The 17,530-nt window shown below is 66.3% G+C and carries 16 protein-coding genes; 11 read left to right on the top strand and 5 right to left on the bottom strand.

Annotation, left to right across the window (positions count from 1 at the left end; all coding sequences use genetic code 11):
• Nucleotides 1–67 precede the first annotated feature (67 nt).
• Nucleotides 68–964: an alpha/beta hydrolase gene (locus ACQP2D_RS33045; protein ID WP_433679826.1), complete on the top strand. Its 897-nt coding sequence runs from the start codon at nucleotides 68–70 to the stop codon at nucleotides 962–964.
• A 67-nt stretch (nucleotides 965–1,031) separates the two neighbouring features.
• On the opposite strand, the gene ACQP2D_RS33040 is transcribed toward ACQP2D_RS33045, so the two are convergent.
• Nucleotides 1,032–1,976, bottom strand: coding sequence for an SDR family oxidoreductase (locus ACQP2D_RS33040; protein WP_433679825.1), 945 nt, complete (start codon nucleotides 1,974–1,976; stop codon nucleotides 1,032–1,034).
• A gap of 104 nt (nucleotides 1,977–2,080) precedes the next feature.
• Here ACQP2D_RS33040 and ACQP2D_RS33035 point away from each other — a divergent pair, with 104 nt between their 5' ends.
• The 5 genes from ACQP2D_RS33035 (at nucleotide 2,081) to ACQP2D_RS33015 (ending at nucleotide 6,529) form a co-directional block, all read left to right on the top strand.
• The gene (locus ACQP2D_RS33035) at nucleotides 2,081–2,665 is read left to right on the top strand and encodes a TetR/AcrR family transcriptional regulator (protein ID WP_433679824.1); all 585 of its coding nucleotides are present in this window, start codon (nucleotides 2,081–2,083) and stop codon (nucleotides 2,663–2,665) included.
• A 220-nt stretch (nucleotides 2,666–2,885) separates the two neighbouring features.
• On the top strand, nucleotides 2,886–3,347 hold the full coding sequence (locus tag ACQP2D_RS33030) for a hypothetical protein (protein WP_433679823.1): 462 nt from the start codon (nucleotides 2,886–2,888) through the stop codon (nucleotides 3,345–3,347).
• A gap of 224 nt (nucleotides 3,348–3,571) precedes the next feature.
• Complete coding sequence (locus ACQP2D_RS33025) at nucleotides 3,572–4,993, top strand: amidase (RefSeq protein ID WP_433679822.1); 1,422 nt, start codon at nucleotides 3,572–3,574, stop codon at nucleotides 4,991–4,993.
• An 18-nt stretch (nucleotides 4,994–5,011) separates the two neighbouring features.
• A complete protein-coding gene (locus ACQP2D_RS33020) occupies nucleotides 5,012–5,179 on the top strand; it encodes a hypothetical protein (RefSeq protein WP_433679821.1) in 168 nt (55 codons plus the stop codon).
• 111 nt (nucleotides 5,180–5,290) lie between these two features.
• Nucleotides 5,291–6,529 (top strand): cytochrome P450, encoded by a 1,239-nt coding sequence (locus ACQP2D_RS33015; RefSeq protein ID WP_433679820.1) that lies wholly within the window; start codon nucleotides 5,291–5,293, stop codon nucleotides 6,527–6,529.
• A gap of 9 nt (nucleotides 6,530–6,538) precedes the next feature.
• Here the strand turns inward: ACQP2D_RS33015 and ACQP2D_RS33010 are convergent, their stop codons facing one another.
• Nucleotides 6,539–7,426: a LysR family transcriptional regulator ArgP gene (locus ACQP2D_RS33010; protein ID WP_433679819.1), complete on the bottom strand. Its 888-nt coding sequence runs from the start codon at nucleotides 7,424–7,426 to the stop codon at nucleotides 6,539–6,541.
• A 65-nt stretch (nucleotides 7,427–7,491) separates the two neighbouring features.
• Between ACQP2D_RS33010 and ACQP2D_RS33005 the strand changes: the two genes are divergently transcribed.
• The 4 genes from ACQP2D_RS33005 to ACQP2D_RS32990 all read left to right on the top strand — a co-directional run bounded on the left by ACQP2D_RS33005 (nucleotide 7,492) and on the right by ACQP2D_RS32990 (nucleotide 12,266).
• Nucleotides 7,492–8,121, top strand: a complete 630-nt coding sequence (locus ACQP2D_RS33005; RefSeq protein ID WP_433679818.1) for a LysE/ArgO family amino acid transporter — start codon at nucleotides 7,492–7,494, stop codon at nucleotides 8,119–8,121.
• A 326-nt stretch (nucleotides 8,122–8,447) separates the two neighbouring features.
• Nucleotides 8,448–9,209: an N-acetylmuramoyl-L-alanine amidase gene (locus ACQP2D_RS33000; protein ID WP_433685840.1), complete on the top strand. Its 762-nt coding sequence runs from the start codon at nucleotides 8,448–8,450 to the stop codon at nucleotides 9,207–9,209.
• Nucleotides 9,210–9,324: 115 nt separating this feature from the next.
• A complete protein-coding gene (locus ACQP2D_RS32995) occupies nucleotides 9,325–11,589 on the top strand; it encodes an MMPL family transporter (RefSeq protein ID WP_433679817.1) in 2,265 nt (754 codons plus the stop codon).
• A complete protein-coding gene (locus ACQP2D_RS32990; protein WP_433679816.1) occupies nucleotides 11,586–12,266 on the top strand; it encodes a TetR/AcrR family transcriptional regulator in 681 nt (226 codons plus the stop codon). The genes ACQP2D_RS32995 and ACQP2D_RS32990 overlap by 4 nt, the downstream gene beginning before the upstream one ends.
• A 21-nt stretch (nucleotides 12,267–12,287) precedes the next feature.
• Here ACQP2D_RS32990 and ACQP2D_RS32985 read toward each other — a convergent pair whose 3' ends face one another.
• Entirely contained in the window at nucleotides 12,288–13,517 is a 1,230-nt protein-coding gene (locus ACQP2D_RS32985) for a DUF2252 domain-containing protein (RefSeq protein WP_433679815.1), read from the bottom strand.
• A 267-nt stretch (nucleotides 13,518–13,784) separates the two neighbouring features.
• Nucleotides 13,785–14,528, bottom strand: coding sequence for a glucose 1-dehydrogenase (locus ACQP2D_RS32980; protein ID WP_433679814.1), 744 nt, complete (start codon nucleotides 14,526–14,528; stop codon nucleotides 13,785–13,787).
• A 202-nt stretch (nucleotides 14,529–14,730) separates the two neighbouring features.
• Between ACQP2D_RS32980 and ACQP2D_RS32975 the strand changes: the two genes are divergently transcribed.
• The gene (locus ACQP2D_RS32975) at nucleotides 14,731–15,699 is read left to right on the top strand and encodes an alpha/beta fold hydrolase (RefSeq protein ID WP_433679813.1); all 969 of its coding nucleotides are present in this window, start codon (nucleotides 14,731–14,733) and stop codon (nucleotides 15,697–15,699) included.
• Here the strand turns inward: ACQP2D_RS32975 and ACQP2D_RS32970 are convergent.
• Entirely contained in the window at nucleotides 15,696–17,093 is a 1,398-nt protein-coding gene (locus tag ACQP2D_RS32970) for a WS/DGAT/MGAT family O-acyltransferase (RefSeq protein WP_433679812.1), read from the bottom strand. The genes ACQP2D_RS32975 and ACQP2D_RS32970 overlap by 4 nt on opposite strands.
• Between the last annotated feature and the right edge of the window lie 437 nt (nucleotides 17,094–17,530).

Raw genomic sequence — 17,530 nt, 5'->3', positions numbered from 1 at the left:
TGGCGGGGTCGGAATGTCCGACAGCTGGCGGATGATCCGGCGGTAGTCGATCGCGAGGATAGTTGTCATGGATCCCGAACTCGAACCATTCCTCCCACTGTTCCCTCCGGCCGACCTGACCGATCCGCCCACCGCGCGTAAGCATCTCGCCGAATTGGCCGCCGCGATCCCGGTGCCGGACACCACCCATATGGAGATCGAAAATCGTACTGTGCCAGCCGATTTCGATGTTCCGATCCGGATCTATCGGCCGCACGCGGCGCAGGGTGCCATTATCTGGCTGCACGGCGGCGGATTCGTCATGGGTGGTCTGGACACCGAACATCCGTGGGCCGCGCTACTCGCGAACGGCTCCGGCGCGACGGTGATCTCGGTGGACTACCGGCTGGCCCCCGAAAACCCGTTCCCCGCCGCGCATGACGACATCTACGCGGTGCTGAACTGGACGGCCGAGCGCGCGGCCGAACTCGGCATCGACCCGGCGCGGATCGCGATCGGCGGCCACAGCTCGGGCGCGGGGCTCGCCGCCGCGGTGGCATTGCGCGCACGTGACCAGCAGGGGCCGCCGATCTGCTTCCAACTGCTCAACCAGCCCGGACTCGACGACCGGCAGCAGACGTGGTCGCAGCGGAATTTCACCGATACGCCCTTCGTAACTCGCGACAAGGTCGCCCAAATGTGGGGGCACTACCTGGGCTCCCAGCCCGCCACGCCGTACGCCGCCCCGGCACGGGCCACCGATCTGTCCGGCCTGCCACCCGCCTACATCGCCACCGCTGAGTTCTGCCCGAACCGCGACGAAGATATCGACTACGCGCTGCGCCTGCTGCAGGCGGGCGTGTCGGTCGAGCTGCACCAGTGGTCCGGCACCTTCCACGGGTCGCAGGCGATTCTGTCCGCGGAAGTGTCCCAGCGGCAGAACGCCGAACTGGCCGCAGCTCTGCGCCGAGCGTTGGCCGCGTGATGTGATCGCGGCGCCGTGGCCAGCCACTTCGCCACGGCCATCGGTACTTCGGCGAGCGGCTGGTTCGTCAGATGTGCGCCGAGTTCGTGGTGAAGTAGTTGCCCTCGTCGAAATCGGCGAGGAGGCCGGGGTGGGTCGGTTCCCAGCCGAGGACGCGCCGGGTGGTGAGGCTCGACGTCGGGAGGTCGCGAGTGATCACCATCGTGAGGAATTCGCCGAAGTACGCCTGCAGCCGGTCCGCCGGGACGCTCTCGGTGGCCAGGCCCAGGTGGTCGCCGATGCTCTGCGCGATATCGCGCAGCGGTATGCCGTTGTCTGCGACCGCGTGCCATCGAGTGCCCGCCGGTGCTTTCTCCAGCGCCAGGCGGAAGAGGTGGGCGGCGTCGAGCGTGTGCACCGCGGGCCACCGGTTCGCTCCATCATCAGGGTGTCCGGCGAAGCCCTTTTCCTTCGCGATGGCGATCAGCATCCTGGCGAAGCCGACACGATCCAGCGTGCTGTGCGTGATCGGCGGGATCCGTACGACCGAGGACCGCACGTCCCGGTGCGCGAAGCCGACCACGGCGATCTCGGAGTCGATACGGCTGTAGGGCGTGCCCGCGTCCGCCGCTGTGCTGGGCGTACCCGCGTCCGCTTCCGTCAACGGTCGGCCCAACTCCCCGAGCGTGCCCGTGCCAGACGCTGTGACCAGCGGTTTCCCGGTTCCTGCCAGTGCGTCGCCGAGTGCTTGCACGGTGGCGAGCTCCGTGGCGACCGCGGCGGCGACGTGGCCGGAGAGCATCTGGTCGTGTTTGAACGCGACGTGGATGACGCCGTCGGAATCCGCGGCCGCCGCCTTGAGTCCGTCGAGATCGTCGAGGTCGCCTCGGCGCACGGTCGCGCCGAGCGCGGTCACGGTCGCCGCGGCCGTATCCGATCGCGCGAGGCCGACGACCTCGTGCCCGGCGGCAATGAGTTCGGAGACGACGGCCGAGCCGATATGGCCGGACGCGCCGGTGACGAAAACACGCATGGGTGACTCCTGGGTGCGATGAATGCTGGCCGAGTCGGTGATAAGACTCGGTCCCATCACCCTAGCAAGTGATGCGACTTGGTGCCATCACTTAGGATGGCGCCATGGGCAGATGGGAACCGAATGCGCGGGAACGCCTGGAACGCGCTGCGCTGGACCTGTTCGTCGAGCGTGGCTACGACGCCACCACAGTTGCCGAGATCGCGGACCGTGCCGGTCTGACCAAGAGCACGTTCTTCCGTCACTTCGCCGATAAGCGTGAGGTGCTCTTCGGCGGACGGGATCAGATGGCGGATCGCTTCGCCGAAGCGATCCGAACCGCTGCGCCCGAGGTGACGACCGTCGGGTGTCTTGCCGCGGCATTGGAGTCCGTCGCCCACGCGTTCACCGCGGAACGTCACGATCTCGCCCGGCAGCGGCAGGCGGTGATCGCGGCCAATAGTGAGTTGCGGGAACGCGAACTGCTCAAGCAGGCCCGCCTGGGTTCGGCCATGGCCGAAGCCCTGCGCGTGCGCGGGGTCGACGAAACGACCGCGCGCCTGGCCGCCGAGATGGGCGTCCTCGCGCTCGCCACCGCCTTCGCGCGCTGGACAGAGCCCGCCAATCGGGAGCCGTACACCGAGATCGCGCACGCGGTATTGCGTGACTTGCAGACTCGCGCAATGACGCTCGGCTCGGAAGTTTCGTGACCAGCGTGCGAGGTCCGTTCGGGCAACCGATATCCGAGATGACCGGTTGTCCGCTGCCGCCCCTGCCGTGCCACCGCCGTCCGCCAGGAGCCGATCGGACTCCGACGATCCGGGCGTTAAACTGCTGATCGAGTCGGCAGTGCCTCGCATCACGAGTTAGCCGACGTCGAGCGTGTCCGGCCACGTCGGTTTGCTGTCCCGGTCGCAGGGAGGTGGTGCCGTGTCAATTCGCCTGAGTGTGCTGGTGGCGGCGGTTCTGTGTGCGTTGCCGGTGCTGGGCGCGCCCCAGGGGCATGCCTACCCGCCCAGCGAGGGCAGTGGGGGCTGTCGGCAAGGCGGCACGATGACCGGCCGGTTGGTGCCCGGCACCGGTAGCGCGGGCCAGAACATTCGGCGTGAGGCCACCCTGCGGGAGTGTGTCAGTTCGCTGCTTCCGGGTATCGGGGCCGGACAGTTCAGTGTGACGATTCCGTGGAACGCACCCGGTGCGACCAGTGCGGCCACATTCGCGTGGTCGGATGGCAGCGTCAGTGCGGCGACCGGGTTCGGCAATGGCTTGTGGTTGATCACCGACGGCCCGGCGAGTGGCCACGCGATCCAGGTGGATGTCGCCGACACTTGGAACGGCTGGTACTTCAGCTATGCCGATGTCGTCGTCACCTCGGCGACCTTCCTGTCCTGAATCTGGCCGCGGGCGGGTGCGGTGAGTTACGGTTCGAGGTGGGCCGAGTCTGGGTTATGTTGCGGCAGGGGTGATTCGGGACGTACTCGCGGTGAATCTCCACTCTCCGAGAGCGTATCGGGGCACGCAGCTGTGTCGGAAACTGTGAAGAGTGTGTATTCCGAATTAGCCCGCCGGGCGCAGCCGACGTGGCAGGATCGGCGTGGACGACGGATGGGGATGTGATGACTGAAACTGATTCGACGGCAACGGCATTCACAACGATCGCGGAGGCGGCGGCCCGGCTGCGGCGGGGCGAGGTGAGTGCGGCGGAGTTGGTGGAGGGCGCGCTGGCCGCCGCGGATGCACATGATGAGAAATTCGGGGTGTTCCTGGCTCGGTTCCAGGACCGGGCTCGGGCGCGCGCCGCCGAGGTGGACCGGAAGATCGCGGTGGGGGAGCCGCTGGCGCCCTTGGATGGGATTCCGTTGGGGGTCAAAGATATCTTCGCGCACTCGGCGGGGCCGACCACGGCGCAGAGCCTGGTCTTGGATCCGGCGTGGGGGAAGTCGGTGGGGGATGCCACCGTGGTGCGGCGGCTCGAGCAGGCCGGTGGGATCGTGGTCGGAAAGACCACCACCATGGAGTTCGCGATCGGGGTCCCGGATCCGGAGAAGCCATTTCCGATACCCCGGAATCCGTGGGACGTGCAGCGCTGGGCGGGCGGGTCCAGTTCCGGATCTGCCAGTGGCCTCTTGACCGGGGCATTTCTTGGTGCGGTTGGCACCGATACCAGCGGCAGCCTCCGAATTCCCGCGGCCTTCTGCGGAATCACCGGATTCAAGCCGACATTCGGCCGGGTGCCGAAATCCGGTGTCGTGCCGCTGGCCTACACCCTCGACCACGCGGGGCCGCTGGCGCGCACAGCCGCCGACTGCGCCTTGCTGCTGGAGGTATTGGCCGGTCACGATGCCGACGATCCCTACAGTTCGAACGAACCCGTCGCCGATTACACGGCCGCGCTCACCGGTGACCTGCACGGCATCACCATCGGCGTGGACAACCTCGATCGCTTCGTCGGCGACGGACGGGATCCGCAACAGCCGCAACGGTTCTCGGCGGCCATCGATGCCCTGCGCGAAGCGGGCGCCACCATCGTTCCGATCGAAATCCCCATGTACGTGGAGACGACGGCGACTGCCCTGGTCGTGCTGGCAGCCGAATCGGCGGCCTACCACCGGCCGACCCTGCGCTCCCGCTACCAGGACTACGCGCGCGGCAGCCGCGTCGTCTTCGCCGCGGGCAGTTCCGTCAGGGGTGCGGATTACGTACAGGCCCAACGGGTTCGGCATGTCGCGCAGCGGCGGATGGCGGAGCTGTTCACCCAGGTGGATCTGGTGGTCACCCCGACCGGCCACCTCGGCGCCCCGCGCATCGACGCGATGGAGCAGCTGAACCCGGTGAGCGTGCTCGCGGGATTGCATACGCCGTACTGGAATTCGCTCGGCAATCCCACCATCGCGGTGCCGATCGGACCCACCGCCGATGGCGTGCCCTTGTCGATCTCGATCAGCGGCAAGCACTTCGACGAGGCGACGGTGCTGCGCGCGGGCGACGCCTACCAGCGGCGCACCGATCACCACCGCCGCACACCCACGCTGTCCTGAAGTTTGAAAGGTATTGCCATGAGCACCGATTCGACGTGGCCTGCCTCTGACGAGGAGAACGCGGCCATCGCCCTGCTAGAGCAGCTCCTGCAGGGGATGGCGGGTCTGCTGCACTCGGTCGAGGACGCCCGATATATCGACCCCAGCGGCGGCTATGTGCCGTACCGGGGAGTGACGCCGGGCTGATTCGGCATCCATACGCCGCAGGGGTGGGGCGGTGAATTCGGCTCTACCTCCGCGGTATTCGACGTAGACGACATGCGCGTCGAATTTGTTCCACCGTTTGGAGTTAGTTTCGTGACCACCCCGCTGTCTCCCTCCTGTCCCGTTCCACACGGCTCTCCGATCGGTACCGACGGCGAACGCGCTCCCCTCTACACCCCGGAGTTCGCCGCCGATCCGCACCGCGCCTATCGGGAGATGCGCCGGAAGTACGGTTCGCTGGTGCCGGTGGAGCTGGCTCCCGGCATCCCCGCGACCTTGGTGGTCGGCTATCGCGCCGCGGTGCGCATCCTGCATGATCCCGAGCGCTTTCCGCGGGATCCGCGCACCTGGCAGCGCGATGTTCCGCCGGACTGTCCTGTCTTGCCCATGATGGACTGGCGCCCAACCCTTTTGCACAGCAATGGCGCGGTGCACGCCAGATACCGGGAAGCGGTGAACGCGGCCATCGAGGGGGTCGATCTGCACGCGCTGCACACCACGGTGGCGGAGATCGCCGTCCCGCTGATCAATGCCTTCTGCCGGACCGGGTCGGCGGATCTGATCGCCCAATACGCACTTCCGCTCGCCTTCACCGCGATCAATGCCGTCCTCGGCTGTCCGCCCGACATCGGCGGGCGCACCGCGCTCGGTCTCGCGGCGATGTTGGATACGGTCAATGCCGCCAAGGGAAACGAACTCGTGCACGAGGCGCTGACCGAGCTGATCGCGCTGAAGAAGGACGAGCCCGGTGACGACATCACCACGCGACTGCTACAGCATCCGGTCGGCTTCGACGATCAGGAGGTACTCGAACATGTGATGCTGCTCTACGGCGCTGGCATCGAACCGGCGCAGAATCTGATCGCCAATACGCTGCTGCTGATGCTCACCGACGACCGCGTCGCCGACAATATGCTCGGCGGTAGCCTGTCCACCCGTGACGCCCTGGACGAGGTGTTGTTCACCGATCCGCCGCTGGCGAACTACTGCATCACCTATCCTCGACAGCCCATCCTGATCGACGAAATATGGCTGCCCGCACACCAGCCCGTCCTCATCAGCATGGCCGCCTGCAATAACGACCCCGAAATCGATGGGGAGCACACCGGGAACCGCTCGCATCTGGCATGGAGCGCGGGCCCGCACGCCTGCACCGCAAAGTCCATGGCGTACTTGATAGCTCAGGACGCCATCGACCAATTACTCGACGCAATACCGGAATTGCGACTGGCGACTCCGGCGGCCGAGCTCACCTGGCGACCCGGCCCGTTTCACCGGGCGCTGACGGCGCTTCCGGTGACATTCCCCAAAACGCCAGCGTGGAGCGTCTGAACCAGACGATCAGCGCAGCGCATCGGCCGCGGCCGCCGCGATCGCCGCCGCGACCGCACCGAGCGCGGGGGAGTCGACCTTCCACTGTTGCCAGTACAGCGGAACATCAATGGCGGAATCCCCATCGATAGGCGCCAGGTCGCGCCCGGCCCGACCACCGCGAGTCTGCAGATCCGGCAACATCCCCCACCCGAGCCCGATCCGGATCGCCTCGGCGAATCCGGCCGATGACGGCACATAGTGGCGTGGCGGATCGACCGGCCGCTTACACCGACGTCGCAGATGCCGATCCTGCAGATCGTCCTTGCGATCGAAGAGCACCACCGGCGCGGCGGCATACGCCTCGGCGGTCGGCCCATCCGCGAACCAGGTCCGCGCGAACCGCGGATTCGCCATGGGCCGATACCGCATCGCACCGAGCTTCTCGACCCGGCAGCCCTGTACCGCCGCCGCGGTGGCGGTAATCGCCGCCATAACCGTCCCATCGCGCAGCAGCCGAGTCGTGTGCTCCTCGTCCTCGCGATGTATCTCGAAACACACACCGGCCGGTGCGTGCCGTAGCGCGGGCATCACCCACGTTTCCAGGGAGTCGGCATTGACCGCGATCGGCACCCGGATCGGCCGATCCGCGGGTCGATCGGCGTCCCCGAGTTCGCGTGCGGTGTCACCGGCGAGCAGTTCGATCTGCCGCGCCAGCCGCAGCACCGCGAGTCCGGATTCGGTGGGGCGCACCGGTTTTGTGCGCTGCAGCAGAATGCGACCGGCCGTATCCTCCAGCGCCTTGATGCGCTGACTGACCGCCGATGGCGTCACGCGCAGGCTGCGCGCGGCCGCGTCGAAGGTGCCCTCGGTGACCGCCGCGTTGAGCGCGCGGAGCTGATCGAACTGCAGGTCCATTAAGAAATCTTAAAGGTACTTCAGAATCTTTAGCTGGTCTGGTGAACTGTGCGGATCTAGCGTCGATGTATGTGACGGCATCATCGGCGGCCCTGGCGGCCATCTCGGGACTCGGCTTCGGACTTTCCTTGATCGTGGCGATCGGCGCACAGAATGCCTTCGTGCTGCGGCAGGGTCTGCGTGGGCAGCATGTGCTGGCGGTGGTCGCGGTCTGCACGGTGTCCGACGTGGTGCTGATCGCCGCCGGAGTCGGCGGGTTGGGAGTCATCGTCCAGTCGGCCCCGGTGGCGCTGACGGTCATCCGCTACGCGGGTGCGGCCTTCCTGATGGGCTACGGGCTGCTCGCGGCGCGGCGCGCCTTCGCGGCCGCATCGCTGACCCCCGAAGCCACCGGCGCAACCGTCGCGCTCGGCGCGACCGTGCTCACCTGCCTGGCACTGACCTGGCTCAACCCGCACGTCTATCTGGATACGGTGCTGCTGCTCGGCTCCTTCGCCAACACCTACGCCAGCCCCGACCGCTGGTTCCTCGGGGCGGGCGCGATGCTCGCCAGCGTGCTCTGGTTCACCGCACTCGGCTACGGCGCCCGCAAGCTCGGCCCGCTGTTCGCCAGGCCGAGCGCCTGGCGGGTCCTGGATTCGGTGATCGCGGCGGTGATGTTCGCCCTTGCGCTGGGCCTATTGTTGACCAGCTAGGCCCGCTGTCCAGGGCTGAGCTTGCGGAAACGTGCAACGCCGGGGGACCGGATCGCGATCAGTACGTGACTGGTTCGGCGATGCGGGGTGGCCGCCCCAGGCGTGAGAGGCGGGCAGGCAGTGAGCTATCCGTACGGCTGTGGGGAGCTGTCGCCACGGCGGAATCCGGCGGTGTGGGGGCAGCCGGTGAGGGACAGGCCGCCGCGCTCGGCAAGTTCAGCGACGCGGATCTGCACCTGATGAAGCGTTCGCAAGCCTATGGCAGTGTCGAAGTCATGCGACTCCGAAGCTGGAACACGACCGCCGCGATCTGCGCGTGGGGCCTGCTGCTCGGCGGGTGCGCACACAGCGCACCTACGCCGACCGTGGCATCGGATACGACGTCTTCGGGAGCGATGCCTACGGAGGCGGGACCGATACCGACCCCCGCGCGCTTTATCGCCGATGACCGTGTTGTCGTCATCGATCCCGGACACAATGGCGGCAACGCCGCAAACCCGGGGGAGATCAACCGGCAGGTGCCCGACGGTCGCGGAAAGACCAAGGCGTGCAACACCACCGGCACCTCGGCCAGCGACGGATACACCGAGCACGAATTCACCTGGGACGTCGCCAATCGTGTTCGGGACGCATTGGCCGCCCGTGGTATTCGCGTCGTGATGACCCGCGACGACGATGCGAGTGTCGGCCCGTGTGTCGACGAACGCGCTGCCATCGGAAACCGCAGTGGCGCGGCGGCTGTCGTCTCGATCCATGCCGACGGCGCCGCCGCGGGTGCACACGGCTTCCACGTCGCCTACTCGTCGCCACCACTGAATTCCGCACAGGAAGAGCCGTCGCAGCGACTGGCGACAACGTTGCGCGACACCATGATTCGCTCCGGTTTCACCCCGTCCACCTATGTCGGGTCGGACGGTATGAACCCGCGCGCCGATCTGGCCGGACTCAATCTCTCCGAACACCCGGTCGCGCTGGTCGAATGCGGAAATATGCGCGACCCCGGCGATGCCGCGCTGATCGAATCTCCCGACGGCCGGGTTCGCTACGCGGACGCCATCGCCATCGCCATCACCGGCTTCCTCGGATAGGTCACTCTCGTGATCGGGATCACTATCCGTGCGTAGGTCGGCCCCTATACCTCTTGAGATAACGGCGTTACGCTAACGCTGTTACCTCGAGCGCAGTCGAATAGGGGAGTCGCTCATGCTCGTACGGATCGCCCATCTGGCCACCCGGCATCCACGCACGATCCTGCTCGCCGCCGCACTGTTGGCCGTGCTCTGCGGTGTATTCGGCGCGTCGGTGACCTCGCACATGAAGACCGGCGGCTTCACCTCGAGCGATGCCGAATCGTCGCGGGCCGCCGAACTCATCGCCGATAACTTCGGCGGCGCCGAACCCAACCTCATCCTGCTCGTCCGCGACAATGCGGGCGCGGACAGCCCGGCCGCCAAGGCCGCGGGCGCGAAGGTCGTCGATACGCTGCGCTCCCGCAGCGACGTGATCGGCATCCAGTCCTACTGGAGCACCCCGCAGCCGCTGTCCACCGCATTGCGCAGCAACGACGGCAAGAGCGCGCTGGTGATCGGCTACATCACGGGAGGCGAGACCGCGGCGCAAAAGGTCGCCGGTGAGCTCGCCGAACAAGTGGTCGGAACCAATGACGGCGTCAGCATCGATCAAGGCGGACTCAGCTCGATCTACCACGACGTGAACGGACAGATCACCCACGATCTCGCGGTCGCCGAGGGGGTGGCCATCCCGCTGTCGTTCCTCGTGCTGATCCTGGTATTCGGCAGCCTCGTCGCGGCCTTCCTGCCGCTGGCCGTCGGCATCTTCGCGATCCTCACTACGTTGGCGATCTTGCGCACCCTCACGGTGTTCACCGATGTCTCGATCTTCGCGCTGAATATGACCACGGCACTCGGTCTCGCGCTCGCGATCGACTACAGCCTGTTCATCGTCAGCCGCTACCGCGAGGAACTCGGCAACGGCCTCGATGTCGAGGCGGCCGTGGTGCGCGCGGTGCAGACCGCCGGACGCACCGTCCTCTACTCGGCGCTGACCGTCGCGCTGTCGGTGGCGGCGCTGGGGGTGTTCAACCTGTACTTCCTGAAGTCCTTTGCCTACGCGGGCGTTGCGGTCGTCGCCGCAGCCGCTGCCGCCTCGATCCTGATCCTGCCCGCGGTCCTGATGCTGCTCGGACACCGCGTGAACGCGGGTGACCTGCGAAAGCCATTGGGGCGCCTGTTCGGTCGGACGCCGCGTGCGGATCTCGCACCCGAGCAGACCTTCTGGTACCGCACGGTGCAGCGGGTGATGCGCAATGCCGCACCGGTCGCCATTGCGATCATCGTGCTGCTGCTCGCGGTCGGATCCCCATTCCTCGGCGTGAAATTCGGCTATCCGGACGATCGGGTGCTCAATACCAGCGCGTCCGCCACTAGCCGCACGGTCGGCGACGCACTGCGCAACGACTTCCGATCCAATGCCGCCACCAATGTCTCCGTGGTGCTCGACGGTTTCCATGGAAGCCCGACCGCCATTGGTGATTACGCCGCCGGGCTGTCGAAGGTGCACGGCGTGGCCGGAGTGCTCTCCGGTGCCGGCGTGTATTCGGGCGGGTCCAAGGTGTCCGCCGGACCTCCGCAGATGACCAACGACACCGGTGCATTCCTCACTGTCGCGACCACAGTCGATCCCTTCACCGCCGCGGGTAAGACGCAATTGGCCCAACTGCGCGATGTGCCCGGTCCGGGGCCCGCCCTCTTCGGCGGCGCAGCCGCGGTCAATGCCGACGCCCTCGACGCGCTGGGTGCGCGGCTGCCCGTGGCCGGTGCGCTGATCGTGCTCGCCACCTTCGTCGTGCTGTTCCTGTTCACCGGGAGCTTGCTGCTGCCACTGAAAGCTCTTGTGCTCAACACCCTTTCGCTGACTGCGGCGTTCGGCGCGATGGTCTGGATCTTCCAGGAGGGACACCTGTCCGGTGTGCTCGGGAGCGACGCGACGGGATATCTGGTCCCGACCATGCCGATCCTGATGTTCTGCCTCGCCTTCGGCATGTCCATGGACTACGAAGTGTTCCTGCTGTCGCGCATCCGCGAGGAGTGGTTGGCCTCCGGGCGCACGGCGGCGGACAGCAACCGCGCTGTCGCGCTCGGCGTCGCGCGCACCGGCAAGATCTTCACCGCCGCCGCAGTATTGATGGCCATCGTGATGGCCGCCATGGTCACCTCGAAGGTATCGTTCATCCAGATGATGGGCCTCGGACTGACGTTGACGGTGCTCGCGGACGCCACGCTGATACGCGGCCTCCTGGCGCCCGCACTCATGCGAATGCTGGGCACCGCGAACTGGTGGGCGCCCGCGCCACTTGCCAGGCTGCACGCCAAGATCGGGTTGCGCGAGGATGAATCCGCGACCGGCGCAACCGAATCCGACGAACACGAACTGGCCGGGCGCACGTGAATTTGACCCGTCGGCAACGCTCCGCGCGCGGCACGGGCGAGGGGCTGCGCACCGAAATCATAGATGCCACAAAGGATTTGCTGGCTCGCACCGGTCAGGTGGACGCCGTCTCCATCCGCGCTATCGCCAAGATCGTCGGTGTCACCCCGCCATCGATCTACCGCCATTTCGCGGATAAGGATCAGTTGATCGATGCGGTGGTGGCGCAGGTATTCGAGGATCTGGACGCGGTGATGTCGGCGGCGAGCGATCCGAACGAGTCGCCGATGGAGCGGCTGCGCCAGCAGGGACTGGCCTATGTGCGCTTCGCCAGAGAGCATCCCGAGCACTACCGGCTGGCCACCACGCCCGGCGAGACCGCTGGCGCGGTCGATCAGGTCTTGACCAGCAGCGCCTTCGCGCATTTCGCGGCGACCGTCACCGAGTGCATGAACCTCGGCATGATCGCCCCCGGTGATCCGGTGCCGGTGGCACTGGAACTGTGGTCGAGCGCCCACGGGATCGCCTCGCTGCTGATCGCGAAGCCCCATCTGCCGTGGGGAGATCTGGACGCGTTCACCGATCGCGTACTGCGCTCGGTGTGTGTCGGCCGGGTCGTCATCGACAATGTCCTCGGCCAAGACGTGACTCCCGATGGCGTCGCGCAGTGGCTCGAGGCGAACCGTCGGCAGCCCTGATTCCCTGGCGCACCGTACTTCTCAGCCCTCGGCGGCCTCGACTCGCCCCGACGCGATCGCCGCGAGCAGCGCGTCATGGTCGGCATTCGTCTGATCCGCGTATGCGATGGCGAACTCGCCCATCGCCCGCTCGAAGGCGTCACCGGTACCGAGATACGCCGCGATCGCGGCACGATCACCGGACCGTGCGTGCGCCCGAGCCAAAGTATGCCCGCACAGCATGGCGTAATCGCGGAGTACGGCACGGCTCATATTCTCGATGACCGCCGAACCCTTCATATCCCGCAGCTGGCGCAGGTAATAGCTGCGCTTGTCCGACCCACTGGCCCAGCCGAGAAAGATATCGCTCACCGCCTGAATCAGCCGCTGCCCGTTGACAACCCGATGGCCGTGATGCCGAAACTCGCTCGGCTTCAAATGCGGCGCGAGCACCGACTCCTCGGCCTCCTTTACCTGGATGAACAGCGGACTTCCACTGTGCTGCCCCGCGAGCAGCACAATGAAGCACCGCATCCCGACGCTGCCGACACCGACGACCTTGCGGGCGATATCGAGTATCCGATGCCGTTCCAGCAGCACCCGCCGGTCCTCGCTGAGCGTTTCGCGATAGTCGGTGAAGAGTTGGTCGATAACCGCCTCGTCCAGCTTTTCGATCGGCACCAATAGCGGCGGCCGACTCCGAATGCGCGGCGTGCCATCCGGCCCGGGCTCGGTGAGCTTGCCGAGCGCCTGCAAACTGGTGCTGGCCCGAGCCTTGTTGATCGCTTTCGCAACATCCTTGCGCCGCTTGGGCGCTCGCACCAAGGCCGCCGCCTGCTCGGCATCGACCCGCTCGTACCACACGCTCATCTCATCGAGTCCGGCCAGTCGACGCATGGTCTCCCGGTATCTTCGAGCCGCCGCGAGCACCGCCGCCCGCGCATCGGCATCACTGAACCCATTCGCCCGCGCCGCCACCGCGACACTCGCGACCAGTCGCTTCACATCCCATTCGAACGGCCCCGGCAATGTCTCGTCGAAATCGTTCAAATCGAATATCAGCGCCCGTTCCGGCGAGGCGTACAAACCGAAATTCGACAAATGCGCATCCCCACACAGCTGCACGTCCAACCCTGTGTTGGGTCCGACGGCCAGATCGGCCGCCATGATCGCGGGCGCACCCCGCAAGAAGGCGAACCGCCCCGCCGCCATCCGCCCATACCGAATGGGCACCAACTCCGGCACCCGACTCGCCGCCTGACGCTCGAGCACCCCAACCGGATCCCCCCGATCCGCCGGGGCCTCCCACACCCCCAGCGCCGACCGAGAAACCCGCCGCCGAACCGCCCGCCCAACCCCACTCGAGGCCCGCGCGGTCGTCACAGTGCTCGGCTTCGCCACCTGCCCAGTCTCACCCCGAACCCCCGCCCACAGCAACCACCCGGCCATCGCTGGAATGGCATCGCCGCCGTCAGGGTGGTAAGGCGAGGGTGGCGGCGACGCCGCGGATGGCGTGGGAGGCTGCGGCCGCCCGATCGGTCAGGAGAAGGTCTTGTGTGGGACGCCCACGGTGAGGCCGCCATCGATGACGAATTCGGCGCCGGTCGAATACGAGGATTCGTCGCTGGCCAAGTAGGTCACCAGGGCCGAGACCTCGGACGGGTCGGCGGCGCGGCCGAGCGGGATCTGCAGGAAATCCTCCGGGATGCCCTCGGTCATCGGGGTGCGGATCAGGCCGGGATGGATCGAGTTCACGCGAATTCCATACTGCGCCAACTCGAGTGCGGTGGATTTGGTCAGGCCGCGCACGGCGAATTTGGTGGCGGTGTAGCCGTGCAGGCCCGGACTGCCGCGCATGCCCTCGACCGAGGAGATATTGATGACCGAACCGCCGCCCGCCTCGATCATCGCGGGTGTCGCGGCCTGCATGCCGAGGAAGGTGCCGGTGAGATTGATATCGACGATCTTCTGCCACTCGGCCAGCTCGAAGTCGACGAGCAGGTTGCCATTGACGATGCCCGCATTGTTCACCAGGACGTTGAGCGAACCGAACCGCTGCACCGCCTCGGCGACCGCGTCCTGCCACTGCTGCTTTTCGCGCACATCGAGATGTACGTAGGCGGCGTTGTCGCCGATTTCCTTGGCGAGTGCGGCGCCCTCGTCGTCGAGGATGTCGCCGAGCACCACCCGCGCGTCCTCGGCCGCCAGTGCCCGCGCGTGCGCGGCGCCCATACCGCGCGCCCCGCCGCTGATCAACGCCACCTTGCCGGTCAACCGCCCCATCGCGGCCTCCTCTCGATTCCCGTCAACTTACTGAAACACGTTACAGAGAATTGGCTGATCCGTTTCTACATCGGTCCGGTCAGTGGAATCGGGGATAGTGTGCAACCTACCGCGCCCTGGCCTGAGTTCTGCCAGGTCCTGTGGCATCATCGATATAGAACGCGTTCTAGTAATGCCGCGGACTGCGCCGAGGAGGCCGACGATGACGAATCCGAATCCGGACGCGGCGGTCGCGATGCGACGGTTCTCCCGGCGTTCGGGAGTGCCCGATATCGCGCAGGTGCCCGGCGGACGGCTCGTCGACTTGGCGGGCCGGGGCCGCACCTATGTCGTCGATATGCCAGGACCCGCGGGCGCACCGACCCTGATCCTGCTGCACGCCACCGCCTGCACGGGCTACCTCACCTGGTTCCCCGCGCTCGATGCGCTGGCCGAGCGCTACCGGGTGATCGTCTTCGACCAGCGCTGGCACGGCCGCGGCATCCGCTCGGCGCGGTTTTCGGTGCGGGACTGCGCGGATGACGTCGTTGCCATTGCCGATGCACTCGGCGTCGAGCGGGCCATACTGGCCGGATATTCCCTCGGCGGTGTCGTCGCCTTGCTTGCCGCGCACCGGCATCCGGATCGGGTGAGCGGTCTGGTGTTGTGCGCGACACCGTATCGATTCCAGGAAAAGCTGCGCGAGCGCGCCTTTCATCTGACATTCGGCGCATTGGCCGCAGCCATCGGTCCCTATTCGTACCGCCGCGCCGCGGAGCATGCCGGTCAGCTACCCGACATGCCGGAACACACCTGGGAGCCGGGAAAGCTGAATCGCTGGGCGCTCAGTGAATTTCGCAGCAGCAGCGGCTGGGCGATGACACAGGTCATTGCCGAGGTCGGCCGATTCGATTCGACCGCTTGGCTTGCCACGCTGACCATGCCGACCGCGGTCGTGATCACCACGCGGGACCGGGCGATTCCGGTCTATCGGCAGTTGGAGATGGCGACCATGATTCCCGGGGCGAGCATTCATCTGGTCAAGGCCGGTCACGCGTCCTGCGTGCTCGAGGCCGACCGCTTCGTGCCGGTACTGCTGGAGGCTTGTGCCGCTGTCGCCGCAAGGCGGGCGAAGACTTCGAATGCGGCCCTGTTCGGCGGCGATGGCGAACAGGGCAGCGGTGTGGGTTAACCCAGATCGCGTGCCGCGGCCAGCAATTCATTGACGACGCCGGGGACCGCATCGGCGATCGTCTGCAGATCGGGCACCAGTTCCCTGCAGGCGATGAAGCCGAAGTCCAGGTCACCGTTATTGGACAGGACGGTGACCGTCAGTCCCGCGCCGTGGAAAACCGGCCCGAACGGATACATGGCCTCTACCTGGTGGCCGAGGAAGTACAGCGGCATCGGCGGGCCGGGAACATTCGACACCACCAGGTTGTGCACCACCGGGTGGCGCTCGGCCAGCTTCAACGATGAATAGACGCGTGCGGCCAGCTGAAAGGTGTTCGGCGGGGCGTACTTCGACCAGTCCATCAGGAAGTCCGCGCCGACCAAGGCGTGTTCCTCCTTGGCGTCGCGGTTGGCCTCGGCCACGTGTCGCAGCCGCTGCACCGGATCGGCGATATCGGTGCCGAGGTGCGAGAACAGCGAGGAGACCTTATTGATGCCCGCGGTGTGCCGTGAGGTGTCGTGCACCGAAACCGGCACCGAGGCGATCAGGGATTTGTCGGGCAGCTCATCGTGCTTCTCCAAGTAGGAGCGCAGTACGCCGGCGACGATGGTCAATACCACGTCGTTGACCTTCACATCGAAGGTGGTCTTGATCTCCTTGATTGCGCCGAGGTCGGTCTCGGTGAAGGCCACCGCGCGATCCGGGCTGATCGCGCCGTTGAAGGGGGTGCGCGGTGCGGTCAGGGGTAATGCCATGCCGGCCTGGTTGTTTCGGCGCCGCTGCGCGAAATTGGCGACCAGACCAAGGGTTTTCGGCACCATACCGACCAGGCCGAGCCTATTCGGCAGATTCACGACCGCCTCGGCCGCCAGTTTCACATCGCTCGGCTGGGGTTCGGGCCGCCATTCCTCGGCTGGTTCGGGCTCGCTCAGGCCGGGCTCCAGATCGCACAGGTGCATCATCATGTTGGTGCCGGTGATGCCGTCGACGGCGGCGTGGTGGTACTTGCAGATGACCGCGATCTTGCCGTCTTCGAGTCCCTCCACCACGTGCATCTGCCACAGCGGGCGACTGCGATCCATCGGCACACTCGCGATCTCGCCGACCAGGTCCGCAAGTTCCTGGCGTCCGAAGGGGTGTGAAGTCTCGATCAGTCGAATGTGGTGGTCCAGGTCGAAGTCCGGGTCTTCCACCCAGACCGGATGATCGAGGTTGAACGGCACCTCGTGGATCCGCCGCCGCATCTGCGGTATCAGCGGCAGTCGGCGGCCGAGTTCTGCTTTGAATGTGTCGAAGGTGTACTGCGTGCCCCCTGCAGTGGGATCCAGGATCAGCAGCGCACACACGTGCAAGTGCTGGGTCCCGGTCTCGAGGTACAGGAAGCTGGCATCCAATCCCGTTAGTCGCTCCATAGCAAGAGACTACTAGAACGTGTTCTAGTAGTCCTGGCAAACGAAGGGATATCTGTCACAGTGAAGCCCTCTATTGTCAAGTGAGCTAGCGCCGTTGAGGCAATCCGAGGAATCCTCACGGTGTCAGTGCGGATTCGTGCGATGTGCGCGCCGACACATATAGGCCCTGCGGATCTCACGACCTACGCACCATCGCGATCCATCGGGACTGCGGTCCGCCGCGCGACACCCGTTGGCATCCCGACGGCGCGCGTGCTCGCTCTGGACGTGTGATCACCATGCGCTCATGTAGGTAAGTGTCGAGAGTGCCGCTGCGTCGGCGCATTCTCGCCTGATTGTCGGTGGGGATGTGCTCGCTCGGGTGGTTGGGGGTGGATCGCGTCGGCCGGTTTGTTGGGTGTGGCAGTTTGCGGTGGCTTGTCCTGATGGAGAAGTGG

It is taken from the genome of Nocardia sp. CA-119907 (assembly GCF_050955995.1).
In the GTDB taxonomy this organism is placed as follows: domain Bacteria; phylum Actinomycetota; class Actinomycetes; order Mycobacteriales; family Mycobacteriaceae; genus Nocardia.
Note: the sequence above shows the minus strand (reverse complement) of the source record. Positions and strands in the feature narration are given on the sequence as shown.